Annotated in this window: 13 protein-coding genes; 8 read left to right on the top strand and 5 right to left on the bottom strand. The window is 54.9% G+C overall.

All coding sequences use genetic code 11. From position 1 onward, the window contains the following. Positions 1-175: 175 nt before the first annotated feature. Positions 176-472 (bottom strand): hypothetical protein, encoded by a 297-nt coding sequence (locus X965_RS15875; protein ID WP_036418850.1) that lies wholly within the window; start codon positions 470-472, stop codon positions 176-178. Positions 473-574: 102 nt separating this feature from the next. Between X965_RS15875 and X965_RS15880 the strand changes: the two genes are divergently transcribed. After that, on the top strand, positions 575-1,933 hold the full coding sequence (locus X965_RS15880) for an Nramp family divalent metal transporter (RefSeq protein ID WP_036418853.1): 1,359 nt from the start codon (positions 575-577) through the stop codon (positions 1,931-1,933). A 38-nt stretch (positions 1,934-1,971) separates the two neighbouring features. Here X965_RS15880 and yqeB read toward each other — a convergent pair whose 3' ends face one another. Together yqeB and yqeC are read right to left on the bottom strand one after the other, a co-directional pair. Then, the gene (gene yqeB, locus X965_RS15885) at positions 1,972-3,588 is read right to left on the bottom strand and encodes a selenium-dependent molybdenum cofactor biosynthesis protein YqeB (RefSeq protein WP_036418854.1); all 1,617 of its coding nucleotides are present in this window, start codon (positions 3,586-3,588) and stop codon (positions 1,972-1,974) included. A 40-nt stretch (positions 3,589-3,628) separates the two neighbouring features. Next, a complete protein-coding gene (gene yqeC / locus X965_RS15890; protein ID WP_004236063.1) occupies positions 3,629-4,444 on the bottom strand; it encodes a selenium cofactor biosynthesis protein YqeC in 816 nt (271 codons plus the stop codon). A gap of 146 nt (positions 4,445-4,590) precedes the next feature. On the opposite strand from yqeC, the gene X965_RS15895 reads away from it, so the two are divergent. The 7 genes from X965_RS15895 to X965_RS15925 all read left to right on the top strand — a co-directional run bounded on the left by X965_RS15895 (position 4,591) and on the right by X965_RS15925 (position 16,434). Beyond that, positions 4,591-5,142: an NTP transferase domain-containing protein gene (locus X965_RS15895; protein ID WP_032099120.1), complete on the top strand. Its 552-nt coding sequence runs from the start codon at positions 4,591-4,593 to the stop codon at positions 5,140-5,142. Positions 5,143-5,486: 344 nt separating this feature from the next. Next, entirely contained in the window at positions 5,487-8,597 is a 3,111-nt protein-coding gene (gene ygfK, locus X965_RS15900) for a putative selenate reductase subunit YgfK (RefSeq protein WP_036418856.1), read from the top strand. 2 nt (positions 8,598-8,599) lie between these two features. After that, complete coding sequence (gene ssnA, locus X965_RS15905; protein ID WP_004236066.1) at positions 8,600-9,925, top strand: putative aminohydrolase SsnA; 1,326 nt, start codon at positions 8,600-8,602, stop codon at positions 9,923-9,925. 58 nt (positions 9,926-9,983) lie between these two features. Next, on the top strand, positions 9,984-10,757 hold the full coding sequence (gene ygfM / locus X965_RS15910; RefSeq protein WP_004236068.1) for a molybdopterin-dependent oxidoreductase FAD-binding subunit: 774 nt from the start codon (positions 9,984-9,986) through the stop codon (positions 10,755-10,757). 3 nt (positions 10,758-10,760) lie between these two features. Then, complete coding sequence (locus X965_RS15915; protein WP_004236070.1) at positions 10,761-13,631, top strand: molybdopterin-dependent oxidoreductase Mo/Fe-S-binding subunit; 2,871 nt, start codon at positions 10,761-10,763, stop codon at positions 13,629-13,631. Positions 13,632-13,692: 61 nt separating this feature from the next. Continuing rightward, positions 13,693-15,009: a guanine deaminase gene (guaD, locus tag X965_RS15920; protein ID WP_004236071.1), complete on the top strand. Its 1,317-nt coding sequence runs from the start codon at positions 13,693-13,695 to the stop codon at positions 15,007-15,009. Between the two features lie 57 nt (positions 15,010-15,066). After that, positions 15,067-16,434, top strand: a complete 1,368-nt coding sequence (locus X965_RS15925; protein ID WP_004236072.1) for an NCS2 family permease — start codon at positions 15,067-15,069, stop codon at positions 16,432-16,434. An 85-nt stretch (positions 16,435-16,519) separates the two neighbouring features. On the opposite strand, the gene X965_RS15930 is transcribed toward X965_RS15925, so the two are convergent. Both X965_RS15930 and X965_RS15935 read right to left on the bottom strand, forming a co-directional pair. Beyond that, a complete protein-coding gene (locus tag X965_RS15930) occupies positions 16,520-17,446 on the bottom strand; it encodes a hypothetical protein (RefSeq protein ID WP_004236073.1) in 927 nt (308 codons plus the stop codon). Beyond that, positions 17,443-18,465: an SPFH domain-containing protein gene (locus X965_RS15935; protein WP_004236074.1), complete on the bottom strand. Its 1,023-nt coding sequence runs from the start codon at positions 18,463-18,465 to the stop codon at positions 17,443-17,445. Before X965_RS15935 ends, X965_RS15930 begins: the two co-directional genes overlap by 4 nt. Positions 18,466-18,502 lie beyond the last annotated feature (37 nt).

The raw sequence follows: 18,502 nt of genomic DNA on the forward strand, positions 1-18,502 counted from the left end.
AATCACCGCCGATAAAACGGCGCTTGCGGTAATAAAATTATATAATTCAGATAATTTTTCCATCATATCTCACAGCATACATCAAAATATCAGCAATAGAGTCTGACACAGGTAAAATATGTGTGTTTGATTACAGGTGATATCAGGCTGTTACCGGTTATTTCCGGCGGGAAATTCAGGATTTTTTCTGCGGCTCACAGACCATATGCCCCGGTGATTCCGGATTCAGATCACGGGTGCCGAAGCGGCGGACAGAATAATCAGAGCGGATACAGTGATAAACCCGGCCTGATGCGGCAGAGGATACCGTAAAATCAATATTCCGCTTACCGGTAACGGACGGCGGATTTTCTTTAATATTGCTGATGGTGAGATCTGATATATCCCCCACCTGAAAATCGCGGTTAATCGCAGCCTGTGCATGCATTTTCAGGGAATCCGGCGTATAGAGAAGTCCTGTACCCGGTATCATCCGAAATCCGCCGGTACTACGATCGCACAATTGTGATAATCCCGCATCGCGATAAGGAATATAGTGATAATAGTTCTCATTACGATCACGGACGGATTTATCATGCTGAATACACCGCAACTCAGTCTGGCTGAAATCAATAATACCGTGCCGGTTGCCGGGGCAAAATCCGGTTTTCTGCGCAAGCTGTTTGCCTTTTCCGGCCCGGGTGCACTGGTGGCGGTGGGATATATGGATCCCGGAAACTGGATCACCTCGATTCAGGGCGGGGCGCTGTACAGTTATCTGCTGCTGTCGGTGATTTTGCTGTCCAGCCTGATTGCGATGCTGTTACAGGCAATGTGCGCAAAACTCGGGATCGTCACCGGCCAGGATCTGGCGCAGGCTACCCGAGCACGGGTCGGGCCGAAGCTGGCGGCGCTGTTGTGGATCACCACTGAACTGGCGATTATGGCGACCGAGATTGCGGAGGTGATCGGCAGTGCGGTGGCACTGAACCTGCTGTTCGGCATTCCGCTGATGGCCGGTGTGCTGCTGACAGTGCTGGATGTATTTCTGCTGCTGGTGCTGATGAAACTCGGTTTCCGCAAAATTGAAGCCTTTGTGTTTGTCCTGATCTTAACGATTTTCCTGATTTTTGCCTACGAGGTGATGCTGTCGGACCCGGACATGAGTGCAGTATTGCGCGGCTTTATTCCGTCGGAGAAAATCTTCACCGCCACACTGGCCGGGCAGGATTCCGCCCTGCTGATCGGGCTGGGGATTGTCGGGGCAACGGTGATGCCGCATAACCTCTATCTTCACTCTTCTATTGTGCAGAGCCGTCAGTATGACCGCCGCAGTGAGGCCGGGCTGCGCGAGGCGATCCGCTTTGCAACAATTGATTCCAATATCCAGCTCGGGTTTTCATTTATTATCAACTGTCTGCTGCTGGTGCTCGGTGCAGCGCTGTTTTTCGGTAACGATCCGTCTGACCTCGGACGTTTCACCCAGCTGTATGACGCGCTGCAGAATCCGGGTATCGTCGGCGGTATCGCCAGTGCCACGCTCTCCACACTGTTCGCGGTGGCGCTGCTCGCCTCCGGGCAGAACGCCACAATCACCGGTACACTGACCGGGCAGATTGTGATGGAAGGCTTTATTCATCTGCGGCTGCCGATGTGGCTGCGCCGGGTGATCACCCGTGGTCTGGCCGTGATCCCGGTGATTATCTGTATTTACCTGTGGGGGGATCGCGAGGATGTGGTGGAAAGTCTGCTGATTTATACCCAGGTGTTTCTGAGTATCGCCCTGCCGTTCTCCATGATCCCGCTGCTGCTGCTGACCTCGAGCAAAAAAATCATGGGGGTGTTTGTGAACTCGCAGCTGACGATCATACTCGGGACTGTTTCCACTGTAGCACTGGTGATCCTCAATTTACAGTTGATCCGGGAAGTGGCCGGGATGCTGTTCCGTGCCTGAATAATCCGGGTACGGTGCCGTACCCGGAAAATCCGTGATCAGCACTTCGGGGCGCTGTCCATTTTATTCAGCCGTGTCATGATGGCCTCCAGCACGCCGCCGCCGATCGCGCGGGCTTTGTCAGAAACCGAACGGAAGTCCGCCAGTGCACCGCGCGGGTCAACGTCAGCGATTTTAAACCCTTCCGGCACACACAGCCCTTCATTGAGCAGGCCGCGTACCATGCCGTCCATCGGCGAGAGAATTTCTGTGTCACCAATACGGGCAATCACATCCCCCTCGTGTACCAGGTCGCCGATATTCACATGGCGCGTCATCATGCCGCTGTGCGGTGCGCGTAACACGCGTTCGGTGGTTTTGCCGTTGATATTGCCCGGAATACCGGTATTCGGTGCCGCGCTGCCGTGGGTGATCACCCGTCCGAGGTGATGACCGCGCTGAGTTTCAATCACCGCATCACAGTCCACACCGGCCTCAAAGCCCGGTCCGAGGGCAATGGTGCAGGGAGCCATCTTGCGGTGGGTACCGGCAACATTGCGTTTGGCGATAATGGCATCCACCACCACATCCGGGTGCAGCGCCGGTAACAGTTCGCCGTGTTCGTCCGCCAGCACCGGGATAGCGCCTTCTTTCAGGTAGCGGTTTACTTCATCAATATCATGAGCATAGCGGGCACAGACGCCTTCCACACAGCTTTCGCCGTCATAGAGCGCCTGGGCGAAAGAGACCGTACAGCGGATCACGGTCGGTTTGCAGACATCCAGCATCACCACTTCAAAACCGCTGTGATACAGACGTAATGCCACGCCGGTTGCCAGGTCACCCGCGCCGCGGATCACCACGCGTTTTGCTCTGCGGGCTTCTGCCGGGTTCTGTTTCATTGCCCCGCCCGGTGCATCATTCATAACCTGTAACAGCTCAGCCAGAATACTGACCGCGATTTCATGGGGCGTTTCCGCGCCGATATCATAGCCAACCGGCGCATGAAGCCGGGAGAGCTGTGCATCAGATACCCCGGATTCGCTTAATTGTTTAGTGAATGTCTGTACTTTGCGGCGGCTGCCGAGTAACCCGAGGTATTTTAACGGCTTGTCGATAAGGCAGTTGAGAGATTCCAGATCCTGACTGTTGGTGGCGATAATCACATAATCTTCCGGCTGCGGATCCAGCTGATTCACCGCATCGGTAAATGAAGGTACGTGCCACAGGCGGGTTGACGGCGGGAACAGATCCGGCTCAAGGCTGCCGGCATACACATCCGCCACATGAATATCGATATTCAGGAAAGCCGCCAGCTGTGCAATGGCACGGTTGACGTGACCACCGCCGAGCAGGATCAGACGCGGACGCACACCGTGTACCGCGATATACACCGACATCGCGCCGCCGCAGTCAGAGCCGACAGCATGCTGCCCGTTGCGGGCCATCCGGCCGTGGAACATGCGGGAACGCCCTTCGTGCAGCGCTTCCACCGCCTCTTCAATCACTTTGCGCTCCACCATACCACCGCCGATGGTACCGATAGTTTTTCCGTCCCCCAGCACCAGCATTTGTGCGCTGTGACGGGGAGTGCTGCCTGAACATTCAATAATTTCCGCCATGGCAAACGGGCAATTTTTCTCAACCAACTTCGCTGCTTCGGTAAAAATTTTCATAAACAGACCTCAATGGATATCCCTGCATTTATCATTGATATTATTGTCGCTGCAATATGTGTGTAATTGCGGGATCTTCCCTGACGGCACCGAACCATACTGCGTTCAGCGGTGTGCCGCGGAGCCAGTCTGCCAGTATATCCGGCGAAAAATTCTCATTTTGAGAAAAGCGGTTTATCAGCCAGATCCGTAATGCGTCCGGTGGTGCTGATTTCCACATCCCCTGCGGATGCCGGATCAGGCGGCTTATCGCCCCCAAATCCAGCGTATCACCGCTGTTTAAGCCGGTAACGGCAGAGAAATGTGACCACCGGTGAACATTGTCAGGCCCGACGGGAGCCCCCAGAAGCCGGCCATCCGTCACAGCAATAACACAATCACTGTAATCAGGTATGCAAGGTTCATGCTCAGCCGGCGCTTTTATGCCAAAACCGCGAGCTCCGTCAGCTTCGGCTAAAATAACATCAACGGCATTTTGTTCCGCCAGGGCGTTAATATCGGCGGAGGAAAAGCCGCGAACCTTGTTATTCAGCGGGTTCCAGCCGGTATAACAGGCAAATGAGCCTCTGTTTGTGACCGCATCAGGCAGGCGGACCGGGTGACAGGCGAGAATGACCGGGAACCCTTCGCGGGGCAGAAACATATGGGTGGTGGTGGTGATCATCACCTTTTTCCCTAATTGAGAAAAAGCCTGTGCCAGCCAGAACAGACAGCTGGTTTTGCCGCCTGCCCCGACAATACTGATCACCATTGCATGGCCGCCCGGATGTGTATCACATAACCGGCGCAGCGGTTCAGGTATAGTGGCGCAACTTCGGACAGGGATCTGTGTATTGAGGGCCGTTGTCATCGTCATTACCGAATCCTTTGAATATCAGTCACTTTCAATATTTATCAGCGGAGTTTATACCCATTATGCCGTCTCACCCGACCTCAGCCGATACCGCTTTATCTTATTTATCAGTCCGGGAGCCGCTTTGCCCGCAGGAAACGGACTGCATAATGACGGCGGCCGGGCTCTCCTCACGGATGGGTGAGTGGAAAATGATGCTGCCATGGGGCAGCGGCGGTGCCACTCTGCTGGATACCAGTCTGTCGAATGCACTGCGCTTTTGTCACCGGGTTCTGCTGGTGACCGGCTTTCGCGGCGCGGAACTGGCTGCGCGTTATCAGTCCGTAAAACGTATTCAGATTCTGCATAATCCGGACTATGAAACCGGGCTGCTCTCCTCGCAGCACCTGGCCGCACAGGCGGTGACCAGCGAATACTGTTTTCTTACCCACGGTGATGTACCGTTTCTCACCCCGGCTATCTGGCAGACCCTGTGGGCACAGCGCGGTGATGCCGCACTCCTTCCCTGTTACAAGCAAGTTCCGGGCCACCCCGTGCTGCTCTCCCGCGCATGTCTGCTCGCCGCACTATCACAACCGGCGGGCAATACCATGAAAAAACGGCTGCTGGCCGGTCCTCACACCTTCCTGAATATGCAGAGCGATGAGGTTATTACCGACATCGATACACCGGAGGCTTATCAGCAGCATTATCGCGGGTAATCCGGCTGTACACTATTACTTCCGTCTCATTAATAACATTAATTGTTAACGCGGTTTTCCCATTATCAATGTGATACATTTTTTCTTTTTTTGAGAATCTCATTCACATGTTAATCCCATGGTAATAAAGATCTTTTTTATTGATTCATATTCTCATTTAGCGCTGTGCGAGCTGTTTCACACTTTGACATTAAGATTAGATTTGTCTCACATTTTTTTATTTCTCTGAATACGAAATCCGCAGCCTTAAACAATCCTGGCGTAATTGTTGCAACTGTGAGTGCATACAGTTGCATGTCCGGCATCACCGGCATGCCCCCTCATATTGCAGCAAGGAGAGTTTTATGGGAGATATAATGCGTCCCGTCCCGTTCGGCGAACTTCTGAACCGGATCTTTGAAGAATATAAGGCGAGCCGTTCCATTTTTGGTATCAATGAACGGCAGTTTTACCGCAGAGAACATCAGAATCCTCTGATGTCTGTCTTCGGTGAAACCTGCGAGACGCCGATCGGCCCGGCGGCCGGTCCCCATACTCAGCTTGCTCAGAATATTGTGGTTTCCTGGCTGACCGGCGGCCGTTTTATCGAGGTGAAAACCGTTCAGATCCTCGATGAACTTGAGCTCGAAAAGCCGTGTATCGATGCTCAGGACGAATGTTTCAACACCGAATGGTCCACCGAATTTACCCTGCCGAAAGCCCACGACGAATACCTCAAAGCCTGGTTTGCCCTTCATTTATTAGAAGCGATTTTTGACCCGCGCACCAAAGGCGAGGCGAAATCCTTCATCTTTAATATGAGTGTCGGTTATAACCTGGAAGGGATTAAACAACCGCGCATGCAGCAGTATATCCACGCCATGATGGATTCCTCACAGCTGCCGGTCTTCGCGAAATACCGCGAGGAGATGAAAGCCTTTATTTCCCGTCCGGGCTTCCTGAAAGAGCTGGGTCTGGAAGATCGCAAAGCCGATCTGCTGGCCATGACTGACCGCGTGCCGGGGGATTTATCCAAAGGTGTGACCCTCTCCACCATGCACGGCTGCCCGCCGGATGAGATTGAGGCTATCTGCCGCTACATGCTGGAAGAAAAGCACATCAATACCTATGTGAAGCTGAACCCGACACTGCTCGGCTTCCCGCGTGTCCGTGAAATCCTCGACACCTGCGGCTTTGATTACATCGGGCTGAGTGAGGAATCGTTCTCTCATGACCTGAAACTGGATCGCGCCCTGGAAATGTTACAGCGCCTGATGGATCTGGCGAAGGAAGTGGATCGCGGTTTCGGGGTCAAGCTGACCAACACCCTCGGCACCATCAATAACAAAGGGCGTCTGCCGGGCGGCGAGATGTATATGTCAGGCCGAGCCCTGTTCCCGCTCTCCATCAACGTTGCCGCGCTGCTCTCCCGTCATTTTGACGGCAAACTGCCGATTTCTTACTCCGGCGGTGCCAGTAAGTTCAATATCCGCGATATTTTTGAATCCGGTATCCGCCCTATCACCATGGCGACTGACCTGCTGAAACCGGGTGGTTATATGCGCCAGACCGAGTGCCTGCGTGAGCTGGATAAGTCCGATGCGTGGGGCATGACGCAGATTGATGTGGGTAAACTGAATGCGCTGGCAGAACGTGCCGTCAGCATGGAATATACCCAGAAACACTGGAAATCAGACCAGGAAATCGACGCCGGTGGCCCGCTGCCGCTGACCGACTGTTATGTCGCACCGTGTGTGACTGCCTGTGCCATCAAACAGGACATTCCTGAATATATCCGCCTGCTGGGCGAAGGCCGCTATGCGGATGCACTGGAACTGATTTACCAGCGTAACGCCCTGCCTGCCATCACCGGTCATATCTGTGATCACCAGTGCCAGTACAACTGTACCCGCCTGGATTACGAAAGTGCGCTGAATATCCGCGAACTGAAAAAAGTGGCGGTGGAAAAAGGCTGGAAAGAGTACAAAGCCCGCTGGCACAAACCGGCCGGTTCCGGTGATAAAAACCCGGTCGCGGTGATTGGTGCCGGTCCTGCCGGTCTGGCTGCCGGGTATTTCCTCGCCCGTGCCGGTCATCCGGTGACGGTATTTGAGAAAGAAGCCAATGCCGGTGGTGTGGTGGCGAATATCATCCCGCACTTCCGTATCCCGCGTGAAACTATTGAGCACGATATTCAGTTCGTCGCCGACCACGGCGTGAAATTTGAGTACGGCTGTGACCCACGTCTGACCGTCGATAAACTGCTGGAGCAGGGTTTCACCTATGTGCTGGTCGCGATAGGGACAGACAAAAACAGCGGCGTGAAACTCGCCGGTGACAACCGCAACGTCTATAAATCCCTGCCGTTCCTGCATGATTACAACAACAATGCGCCGCTGAAAATGGGCAAACATGTTGCCGTTATCGGTGCCGGTAACACCGCGATGGACTGCGCCCGCGCCGCCAAACGGATTGCCGGTGTGGAAGATGTGACGGTTATTTACCGCCGTTCTCAGGCAGAAATGCCAGCCTGGCCGGAAGAGTATGAAGAAGCGGTTGAAGATGATGTGAAATTCATGTTCCTGCACAATCCGGAGCAGTTCAATGCTGACGGCACCCTGCTGGTCCGCACCATGAAACTGGGTGAGCCGGATGAGTCAGGCCGCCGCCGTCCGGTGGCGACAGAAGAGACTGTCTCCCTGAAAATCGACAGCGTGATCACCGCTATCGGCGAACAGCAGGACTGCGAAGTGCTGTCACAAATCGGCGTGCCGATGGGTGAAGACGGCTGGCCGGCGGTGTACCGCAACAGCGGTGAAACCACCCGCGCCAATGTGTTCCTGATTGGTGATGTGCAGAGCGGCCCGTCCTCTATCGTGGCGGCTATCGGTGATGCGGGTCGTGCGACGGATGCCATTCTGGAGCGCGAAAATATCCTCTCTCACTACAGCGACAAATACTGGCTCAATGTGGATCCGCAGGATATCACTGACCGCAAAGGCGCTATCGCCGTGCAGATGGTGGACAGCAACGACCGCGAGGCGTTCGTGAAACAGGAAGCTCAGCGCTGCCTGGAATGTAATTACATCTGTGCGAAATGTGTCGATGTGTGCCCGAACCGCGCCAACATTTCAGTGGCGATTCCGGGCTTCCGTAACCGTTATCAGACCCTGCACCTGGATGCGATGTGTAACGAATGCGGCAACTGTGCCCAGTTCTGCCCGTGGCAGGGCAAGCCGTACAAAGACAAAGTCACTATCTTCAGCCTGCCGGAAGACTTCGAAAACAGCACCAACCCGGGCTTCCTGGCTGACGGCAGCACCTTTACTGTCCGCCTGGACGGCAAAGTCAGCAAATTACAGCTGGGTGCTGACGGGGAATTCAGTCAGGTTCCTCAGGAGCTGGAAGAGATGTGCCGCATCATGAGCCATGTCCATAAACACTATCGTTATCTGTTAGGCCGGGTGGAGAAATAATTATGCTGATTCTGAAAAATGCCACCATCACTGAGTTCGAACCGGCGGGGATCCGCGAAGGGGTCGATATCGCCATAGAGGGTGACAAAATTGCGGCTGTGGGTAACGGGCTTCATTCCCGTTACCCGGGCGCGGAAGTCAAAGAAATGAACGGCAAACTGGTGATGCCGGGGATCGTCTGTTCCCATAACCATTTCTATTCCGGCCTGTCACGCGGCATTATGGCGAATATCGCGCCGAGCCCTGATTTCATCTCCACCCTGAAAAACCTGTGGTGGCGGCTCGACCGCGCGCTGGATGAGGAATCCCTTTATTACAGCGGCCTTATCTGCTCTCTCGAAGCGATTAAGAGCGGCTGTACCTCGGTGATTGACCACCATGCCTCACCAAACTATATCGCCGGTTCCCTGAAAACCCTGCGCGACGGCTTCCTGAAAGCCGGTCTGCGCGGCATGACCTGCTACGAAACCACCGACCGCAACGGCGGCCTGAAAGAGCTGGAAGCCGGGGTGGAAGAGAATATCGCCTTTGCGGAGCTTATCGACAGCGAACGCAAAAGCGGTAAATCCCGCTATCTGGTGGAAGCGCACATCGGGGCACACGCGCCGTTCACCGTGGCGGATGAAGGTCTGAAAATGCTGCGCGAGGCGATTAAGAAAACCGGACGCGGCCTGCATATCCATGCGGCGGAAGACAGTTATGACGTCTCTTTCAGCCATGACAAATACGGCAAGGACCTGCTGATCCGCCTGGGTGAGTTTGATCTGATTGATGAAAAAACCCTGATCGCCCACGGCCTGTATCTTTCTTCCGCAGATATTGAGCTGCTGAATAAAAAAGATGGCTTCCTGGTCCACAACGCCCGCTCCAATATGAACAACCATGTCGGCTACAACCACCGCCTGGGTGACTACAACAACGTGGTACTCGGCACAGACGGTATCGGCTCCGATATGTTAGAAGAAATGAAGTTTGCCTTCTTCAAACACCGCGATGCAGGCGGCGCTATGTGGCCGGACAGCTTCACCCGCTTCCTGTGGAATGGTAACCGCTTACTGGCACGCAACTTCGGCAAACAATTCGGCCGCGTGGAAACCGGGTATCAGGCTGACCTGACCATTTGTGATTACACACCACCAACACCGTTTGTCGGGGATAACCTGCCGGGCCATCTGGCCTTCGGTTTAGGATCCAACAGTGTGAACAGCGTGATGGTGGATGGTGTGATGGTGTATGAAAACCGTCAGTTCCCGTTCGATATCGAACCGCTCTTTGCAGAAGCACGCAAAGCCGCGAAAAAGATGTGGGCCCGGATGGACGCACTGTAATAAAAAACCATGGCCTGCGGCACTGCCGCAGGCCGGAAGAGCAATGTAGGGGTAACCCATGATCGAACAATTTTTCCGCCCTGCCACCTTAACGCAGGCAACTGAGCTGAAACAACGCTTTCAGGAAAACGCTGTCTGGTTTGCAGGCGGCAGTAAACTGAATGCGGTACCGACCAAAACTGACCGCACTGTCGCTATCTCACTGTCACTGCTGCCGCTGAAGTCCATCGAGTGGCAGGACGGTATTCTGCGCATCGGCGCGGTTGTCACGCTGGAAACGCTGCGTGAAAGCCCGCTGATCCCGCGTGCGCTGTATGACGCGCTCGGTTTTGTCTATTCACGCCATATCCGTAACCAGGCCACCATCGGCGGGGAGATCGCCGCCTGTCAGCGCGAACATGCGCTGCTGCCGGTGCTGCTGGTACTGGATGCTCAGGTTCAGCTGGCCAGCAATGATGTGATCCCGCTGGAAAGCTATCTCGCCGCACCGGATGACCGCCTGATCACCCATCTGATTTTACAGGATCCGTTCCGCCGCTGTGCCACCCGTACTGTCCGCGAAACCGCTGACGGCTGGGCTGTGGTCACTGCCGCTGTCGCACTGACCGGTAATAATGAGCAGCGGATCGCCGTTGACGGTGTCGGTTGCGGTATCAGCCGTCTGCCGCAGGTTGAGGCGAAAAATCTCAGCGGGGAAGCGCTGGAGAAAGCCGTCAGTCAGGCCGTGAATCCGAAAGCGGATTTACTGGGCAGCGAAGAATATAAACGCTATATCACCGGAATTTTAGTTTCAGACCTGCTGACAGACTGCCGGCAAATGGGGGAGGAATAAGAAATGAACGTCCATTTTATACTTAACGGCACCCCGCATTCACCCGATTGCATTCCGGGCGAAAACGTCCGTAACATTCTGTTCAGCCTGGGTATGCACTCTGTGCGTAACAGTGATGACGGCTATGGCTTCGCAGGCTCTGACGCCATTTTGTTCAACGGCCGTATTGTCAACGCCTCACTGCTGATCGCCGCCCAGCTGGAAGGCGCAGTGATTGAAACCGCCGAATCTCTCGGCAAATGGAATGAACTGAGTGATGTTCAGCAGGCGATGGTGGATGTGGGTGTGATCCAGTCCGGTTATAACGACCCGGCGGCTGCCCTGATCCTGACTGATCTTATCAAACGTATTCCGGAGCCGGATCGCGACCAGATTGATGATGCCCTTTCCGGACTGTTCAGCCGTGACGCCGGTTATCAGCAATTCTATGAAGTCATTGATCTGCTGGTAAAACGCCGCAAAGATCCGCACTACAAAGCTGACAATGCACCGGCCTTCCGTGATGACCTGACCGTTGTCGGGAAAGTCACGCCGAAAACCGATGCTGCCGTAATGGTGCAGGCAAAACCGTGCTATGTGGAAGACCGCATTCCTGCCAATACCTGTGTCATTAAAATGCTGCGCAGCCCGCACGCTCACGCGCTGATCACCCGCCTGGATGTCAGTAAAGCGGAAGCCCTGCCGGGCGTGGTGCATGTTATCACCCACAAAAACTGTCCGGATGTGTATTACACCCCCGGCGGACAGAGTGCGCCGGAGCCGTCTCCGCTTGACCGCCGCATGTTCGGTAAAAAACTCCGTCACGTCGGTGACCGCGTGGCCGCTGTGGTGGCAGAAAACGAAGCTATCGCACTGAAAGCATTATCGTTAATCGAAGTCGAATATGACGTGCTGAAACCGGTTCTGTCTATCGATGAAGCCAAAGCTGACGGCGCACCGCTGGTGCATGATGAGCCGGTGATTTATGTTAACGGCGCGCCGGCTGACCTGGCAGAGCAGAATAAAAACGCGGCAGATCGCGGCGAGCATTTACAGATTAACTTCCCGATCGGCGCAAAACCGTGCAAAAACATTGCTGCGGGTGTTCACGGCCATATCGGGGATCTGGATAAAGGCTTTGCCGAAGCGGATACCGTTATCGAGCGCACCTATGAATCCCGCCAGGTTCAGCAGTGCCCGACCGAACCGCATATCTGCTACACCTACATGAACGGCGACCGTCTGGTGATCCACGCCTCCACTCAGGTACCGTGGCACTTACGCCGCCAGGTGGCGCGTATTCTCGGCCTGAAACAAAACAAAGTGCATGTGATTAAAGAGCGTGTCGGCGGCGGCTTTGGTTCCAAGCAGGATATCCTGCTGGAAGAAGTCTGCGCGTGGGCAACGTATGTCACCGGCCGTCCGGTCTCATTCCGCTACACCCGTGAAGAAGAATTTATCGCGAACACCAGCCGCCATGTGGCAAAAGTGAAGATCAAACTGGGCGCGAAAAAAGACGGGAAAATCACCGCCATCAATATGGAATTCCTGGCGAACACCGGCCCTTACGGTAACCACTCACTGACGGTACCGAGTAACGGTCCGGCACTGTCACTGCCGCTCTATCCGTGTGATAACGTCGATTTTCAGGTGACCACTTACTACTCCAACATCTGCCCGACCGGTGCATATCAGGGTTACGGGGCACCGAAAGGTAACTTCGCCCTGACCATGATCCTGGCCGAACTGGCGAAAGAACTGAATATCGACCTGCTGGATCTGATTGAAACCAACCGCGTGCATGAAGGTCAGGAACTGAAGATCCTCGGTGCTATCGGGGAAGGTAAAATGCCGACCTCGGTACCGACTGCCGCCAGCTGCGCCCTCGGCCCGATCCTGAAAAAAGGCCGCGAACTTATCAACTGGGATTCCCCGCGCAAACAGGACGGCGACTGGAAAACCGGACGCGGCGTGGCCATCATCATGCAGAAATCAGGGATCCCGGATATCGACCAGGCAAACTGTATGGTCAAACTGGAATCTGACGGCACCTTTATCGTCCACTCCGGTGGTGCGGATATCGGTACCGGCCTCGATACCGTGGTCAAAAAACTGACCGCCGAAGTGCTGTGCTGCTGCCCGGATGATGTCCATGTTATCTCAGGGGATACTGACCACGCGCTGTTCGACAAAGGAGCTTATGCCTCCTCCGGCACCTGCTTCTCCGGTAATGCGGCGAAAATGGCGGCAGAGAATCTGCGTAAAAAAATCCTGTTCCACGGTGCCGCGCAAATCGGCGAGCCGGTGGAGGATGTCACCCTGGCGGCACCGGGTGTGGTGCGCGGTAAGAAAGGCGAAATCACATTCGCGGATCTGGCGCATGCAGCCGAAGGCGGTACCGGGTTTGGTGTGCTGGTGGCAAACGCCAGTTATATCACACCGGACTTTGCCTTCCCGTACGGGGCAAACTTTGCCGAAGTGGCCGTGAACACCCGTACCGGTGAAATCCGCCTGGATAAATTCTACGCACTGCTCGACTGCGGTACGCCGGTGAACCCGGATCTGGCCTTAGGTCAGATTTACGGTGCCTCCATGCGTGCCATCGGCCACAGTATGTCAGAAGAGATCCGCTACGACGCCAAAGGTGTACCGCTGACCCGCGACCTGAAAACCTACGGCGCACCGAAGATCGGCGATATTCCGCGTGATTTCCGCGCGTTCCTGGTGCCGAGTGATGACCAGGTCGGCCCGTATGGTGCGAAATCCATCTCGGAAATCGCGGTTAACGGTGCAGCACCGGCTATCGCCACCGCAATTCATGATGCCTGCGGTGTCTGGCTGCGTGAATGGCACTTCACGCCGGAAAAAATTCTGCGCGGCCTGAGCAAAATATAATTAAATCAACCCTGCCCTCGCCGGTTCCGGTGAGGGCTTTTTGTAAGCAGAGGAGTCAGCTATGTCGTCTGAACATACCGTCAAAGCGGTACGCGGGAAGTTCCTGGATATCACCCGCGTAGTGACCTCGATGGACGATCTGCCCGATGCAGTCCGCCTGATTGATGACGGCCTGATGCTAATCCGGCACGGAAAAATAGAGTGGTTCGGACAGTGGGAAGACGGGAAGCATCTGATCCCGGAAACCGTCCGTGTCCGTGATTACACCGGGAAACTGGTGGTGCCGGGCTTTATTGATACCCACGTTCACTATCCGCAGAGCGAGATGATCGGTGCTCACGGCGAGCAGTTACTCGAATGGCTCAACCGCCATGTGTTCCCGACCGAAAAGCTGTATCAGGATATTGATTACGCCCGTGAAATGTCAGCGTTTTTTATCAAACAACTGCTGCGTAACGGCACCACGACCGCACTGGTCTTCAGTACTGTTCACCCGGAATCGGTCAATGCCCTGTTTGATGCGGCAAGCCAGCTCAATATGCGCCTCATCACCGGTAAAGTGATGATGGACAGAAACGCGCCGGACTACCTCACCGACACACCGGAAAGCAGCTACGAAGAGTGTAAGGCACTGATCGAACGCTGGCATAAGAAAGGGCGTCTGCTCTATGCCATCACCCCGCGTTTTGCACCGACCTCCAGCCCGGAACAACTGGCGGTGTGTCAGCGGCTGCGCGAAGAGTATCCGGACACCTGGGTTCACACTCACCTTGATGAAAACAAAGCAGAAATTGAGTGGGTAAAAGAGCTCTATCCGGACAGTAAAAACTACCTGGATGTCTATCACCACTACGGACTGACCGGCGAACGCAGCGTATTTGCGCACTGTATCCACCTTGAGGAAGAAGAGTGGGACTGCCTGCACGATACCGGCTCGGCGGTGGCATTTTGTCCGACATCAAACCTTTATCTCGGCAGCGGCCTGTTTAATCTGAAAAAGGCGCTGGCGAAAAAAGTGAAAGTCGGGATTGGTACGGATGTCGGTGCCGGAACGACCTTCAATATGCTGCAGACACTGAGTGAAGCTTACAAAGTGATGCAGTTGCAGAAAACCTGTTTAACCGCCTTTGAAGCGTTTTATCTCGCCACTCTCGGCGGCGCGCATTCATTAGGACTGGATAACTGTATCGGTAACTTTGCCGCCGGCAAAGAAGCGGATTTTGTGGTACTTGAACCGACCGCGACCCCGCTCCAGCAGTTGCGTTATGACAACTCACGCACGCTGGCGGAGAAACTGTTTGTGATGATTGCGCTTGGTGATGACCGCACGATTTACCGGACTTACATCGATGGACGCCTGGTCTATGAACGGACCTGACGCACACCAATGCAGTGATTAAAACACATTTTCATTTCATTCTCGGGGTCTGCAATTATGTCTGATAATACAACACCGGATAACTCCGGGGCGGCAGCAAAAGGCGCACTGGACGCGTACTTTAAAATCTCCGCCCGCGGCAGCAGCGTCAAACGGGAGATTCTGGCGGGAGTCACCACCTTCCTCGCCATGGTCTATTCTGTCATCGTCGTCCCTTCCATGCTCGGCAAAGCCGGGTTCCCGCCGGGTGCCATCTTTGTCGCCACCTGTCTGGTCGCCAGTATCGGCTCCATCATGATGGGATTGTGGGCAAACCTGCCGATGGCTATCGGCTGTGCTATATCACTCACCGCCTTTACCGCATTCAGCCTGGTGCTCGGGCAGCAAATCAGTATTCCGGTTGCGCTCGGTGCGGTCTTTCTGATGGGTGTGATTTTTACCCTGATTTCCGTTACCGGGGTGCGAAACTGGATCCTGCGCAACCTGCCGATGGGGATAGCCCACGGCACCGGGATTGGTATCGGCCTGTTCCTGCTGCTGATTGCCGCCAACGGTGTCGGTCTGGTTATCAAGAACCCGCTGGAAGGTCTGCCGGTGGCAATGGGGGCATTTACCTCCTTCCCGGTCGCCATGTCACTGATCGGACTGGCGGTGATTGTCAGTCTGGAAAAAATGCACGTCCCGGGCGGGATCCTGCTGGTGATTATCGGGATTTCAGTTATCGGCCTGATTGTTGACCCGAACGTCACCTATCAGGGGCTGATCGCCATGCCGTCACTGAGTGGTGCGGACGGTAAATCTCTGATCTTCAGTATGGATATTATGGGTGCCCTGCAAACAGCGGTTCTGCCGAGTGTGCTGGCGCTGGTGATGACAGCGGTGTTTGATGCCACCGGCACCATCCGTGCCGTCGCCGGACAAGCCAACCTGCTGGACAAAGACAATCAGATTATCAACGGCGGCAAAGCGCTGACCGTGGACTCCGTCAGCTCCATTATCTCCGGTGCGGTGGGTGCTTCTCCGGCAGCGGTATATATTGAATCCGCTGCGGGGACAGCCGCAGGCGGTAAAACCGGGCTGACTGCCGTAACCGTCGGCGTGCTGTTCCTGCTGATCCTGTTCTTCTCACCACTCTCTTACCTGATCCCGGGGTATGCAACCGCACCAGCACTGATGTATGTCGGCCTGCTGATGCTGAGTAATGTGGCAAAACTGGATTTCGACGACTCTGTCGATGCCATGTCCGGGCTGGTGTGTGCGGTCTTTATCGTACTGACCTGTAATATCGTCACCGGTATTATGCTGGGTTATGTCACCCTGGTCATCGGCCGCCTGGTGGCAAAAGAGTGGCGTAAACTCAACACCGGCACAGTGATTATTGCGGTGGTGTTAGTCGCCTTCTATGCGGGCGGCTGGGCTATCTGATCAATAAACAAACGTGGTTTTATTCCTTACGGGGCACGCTGTGTGCCCCGTTCTGTTATCCGCCGCCCGGCGGTACACTGGTTTGTTATTCATACATCAGCCTTCCCTGTATATCCGCAATACCGATTGTGACAATACATCCTGCATTGAAATGAAGAAAATCGGACTCTATCCCGTCAGAAAAAATAACCCCGTTTTCCGGCATCTGTGATTCAAGCTGTAATGTCATCGTATTATCGACCGCCCCGAAAACCAGTGAGGTTCCGGATGTCCGCCCCGGGAAAGGCTCCCGCACACTGAACTGCAGCCGCTTTTCATCCCAGGCGATCCCGGCGCGCAGCGGATGTGAACTGCCGCCGGTCACGCCCAGCGCACCGGCCAGAACAGACTGTAACCAGCCCGTCGAACCGAGCCCTGTTGAGACAATCACCCCGGAGGAAGACTGCGCCTCCGCCTGCCCGCCGTGACTGAGAATATAGCGGGCCGATGTGTGACTTTTCGGCCCGATAAACAGATCATTGACCGCCAGCATTTTCTGTCCGTCATTGGTGACCGCCTGTGCAAAACTCAGGACTTTCGACGGCATATCCAGGTTCAGTGTCCGCATCACCACCGATGCCAGCTGCGGCAGTTCAAAAGGCAGCAGTATACCGTCCCAGCGTTCCGGATCCGGGTTAACCGCAATCACCGGCTGGCCGTTCAGGTATTTCAGGGTATTCGCCACCAGCCCGTCGCGACCGATAATCACCACAATATCGCGGTCAGAAAACTGATACCCCGGCAGCAGCGTGCGATCCGGAATCTGTACCTGTCCCGCCTGCAGCAAAATACGTTTCGCCTCTGTCAGCTGCGCCTGGTAGCGATCATGCTCCGCGAGATAATCACTCACGGAGATGCCGTTATGCTCCAGATAAAACTTCGCCTGCGGCCAGGTATTGAAACGGGCGATCAGCTCCTGTAACCGGGTTTTCTGTGTGACCAGGACAAACCGTACCTCATCCCGGCGGCTCATGCTTTGCTCACTTTTTTCATCATCTGACTGAACATATCCGGCGCGATATTCAGCTCACCTATTTTTCCGGCATTCTGTGCCAGTGACTCAAAGGCCATCGCCATCAGCTGCTCCGGCGCCATCCGGCTCAGTGCCAGGGCTTTGAGATTCTCCACCGGCAGCTCACGGTACGCTTTCATTTTGGTTTCAATGGCATACGCATCCGCATCGGACTGAACGCGCTGATTATCGGCACTGAGAGAAACCAGTGTCTGACGCTGCTGCTCCTCACCAATCTCTGCCACCAGCCGCTCCTGCGCCATTGCCGCCTGTTCACGCAACAGTGCGCGTTCGTTTTCCAGCCGGGATTCCTCTATCTGCTGCTCTTTTTTCTGCACAGAGAGATCGGTCTCCAGCTCAGCTTCTTTGATCGTGCGCTCCTGTTCAACGGAGGATTTACGCCGCGCATAAATCGCATCATCCGCCTCTTTCAGCAGGGATTCCCGGGCTTCCGCCTCAAGTGCGCGGGCCGTTTCAGGTGTCGGGGTAATCGCGGTGACAGAGAAATCCAGAATGGTGATCCCCAGAGCCTCAAGCGCCGCCTGCTGTGACAGACGTGACTGCACCAATGCCACCAGCGACTGGCTGAGCAATAATGCACGGCGCAGCGGCGTGGACTGGATCTCCGCCTGGATAATGGTTTGTGCCGCGCGGACAATCCGGTCATTCAGTTTCATCGGGTCGTCGGTCGCGTAGGTTTTTCCGTCCCGGTTGAGTACAAAGTTAAGCACTCCGGCCGTTTTTTCCGGCGCACTGACCTGAAAGGAGAGTTGCCCCTGAACGCGGAGGCTCTGGAAATCCGCTGTCTGGAAATTGAAAATAAACGGGGTTTCCTGCGCACTTAAGGGTAGTGCGGCGATCGATGTGGTCGCACTGTTGTACCAGAAGCTCAGCCCTTGTCCCTGACTTTTGACATGACCGTTCACGGAACGGATAACAAATGTGGACGGGTCTGCTTTAAAGAATTTTAAATTAAACATAGTATCACCTCATTAGTGTTGTTATGACAATAACAAA

Source organism: Morganella sp. EGD-HP17 (genome assembly GCF_000512315.2).
Lineage (GTDB): Bacteria > Pseudomonadota > Gammaproteobacteria > Enterobacterales > Enterobacteriaceae > Morganella > Morganella morganii.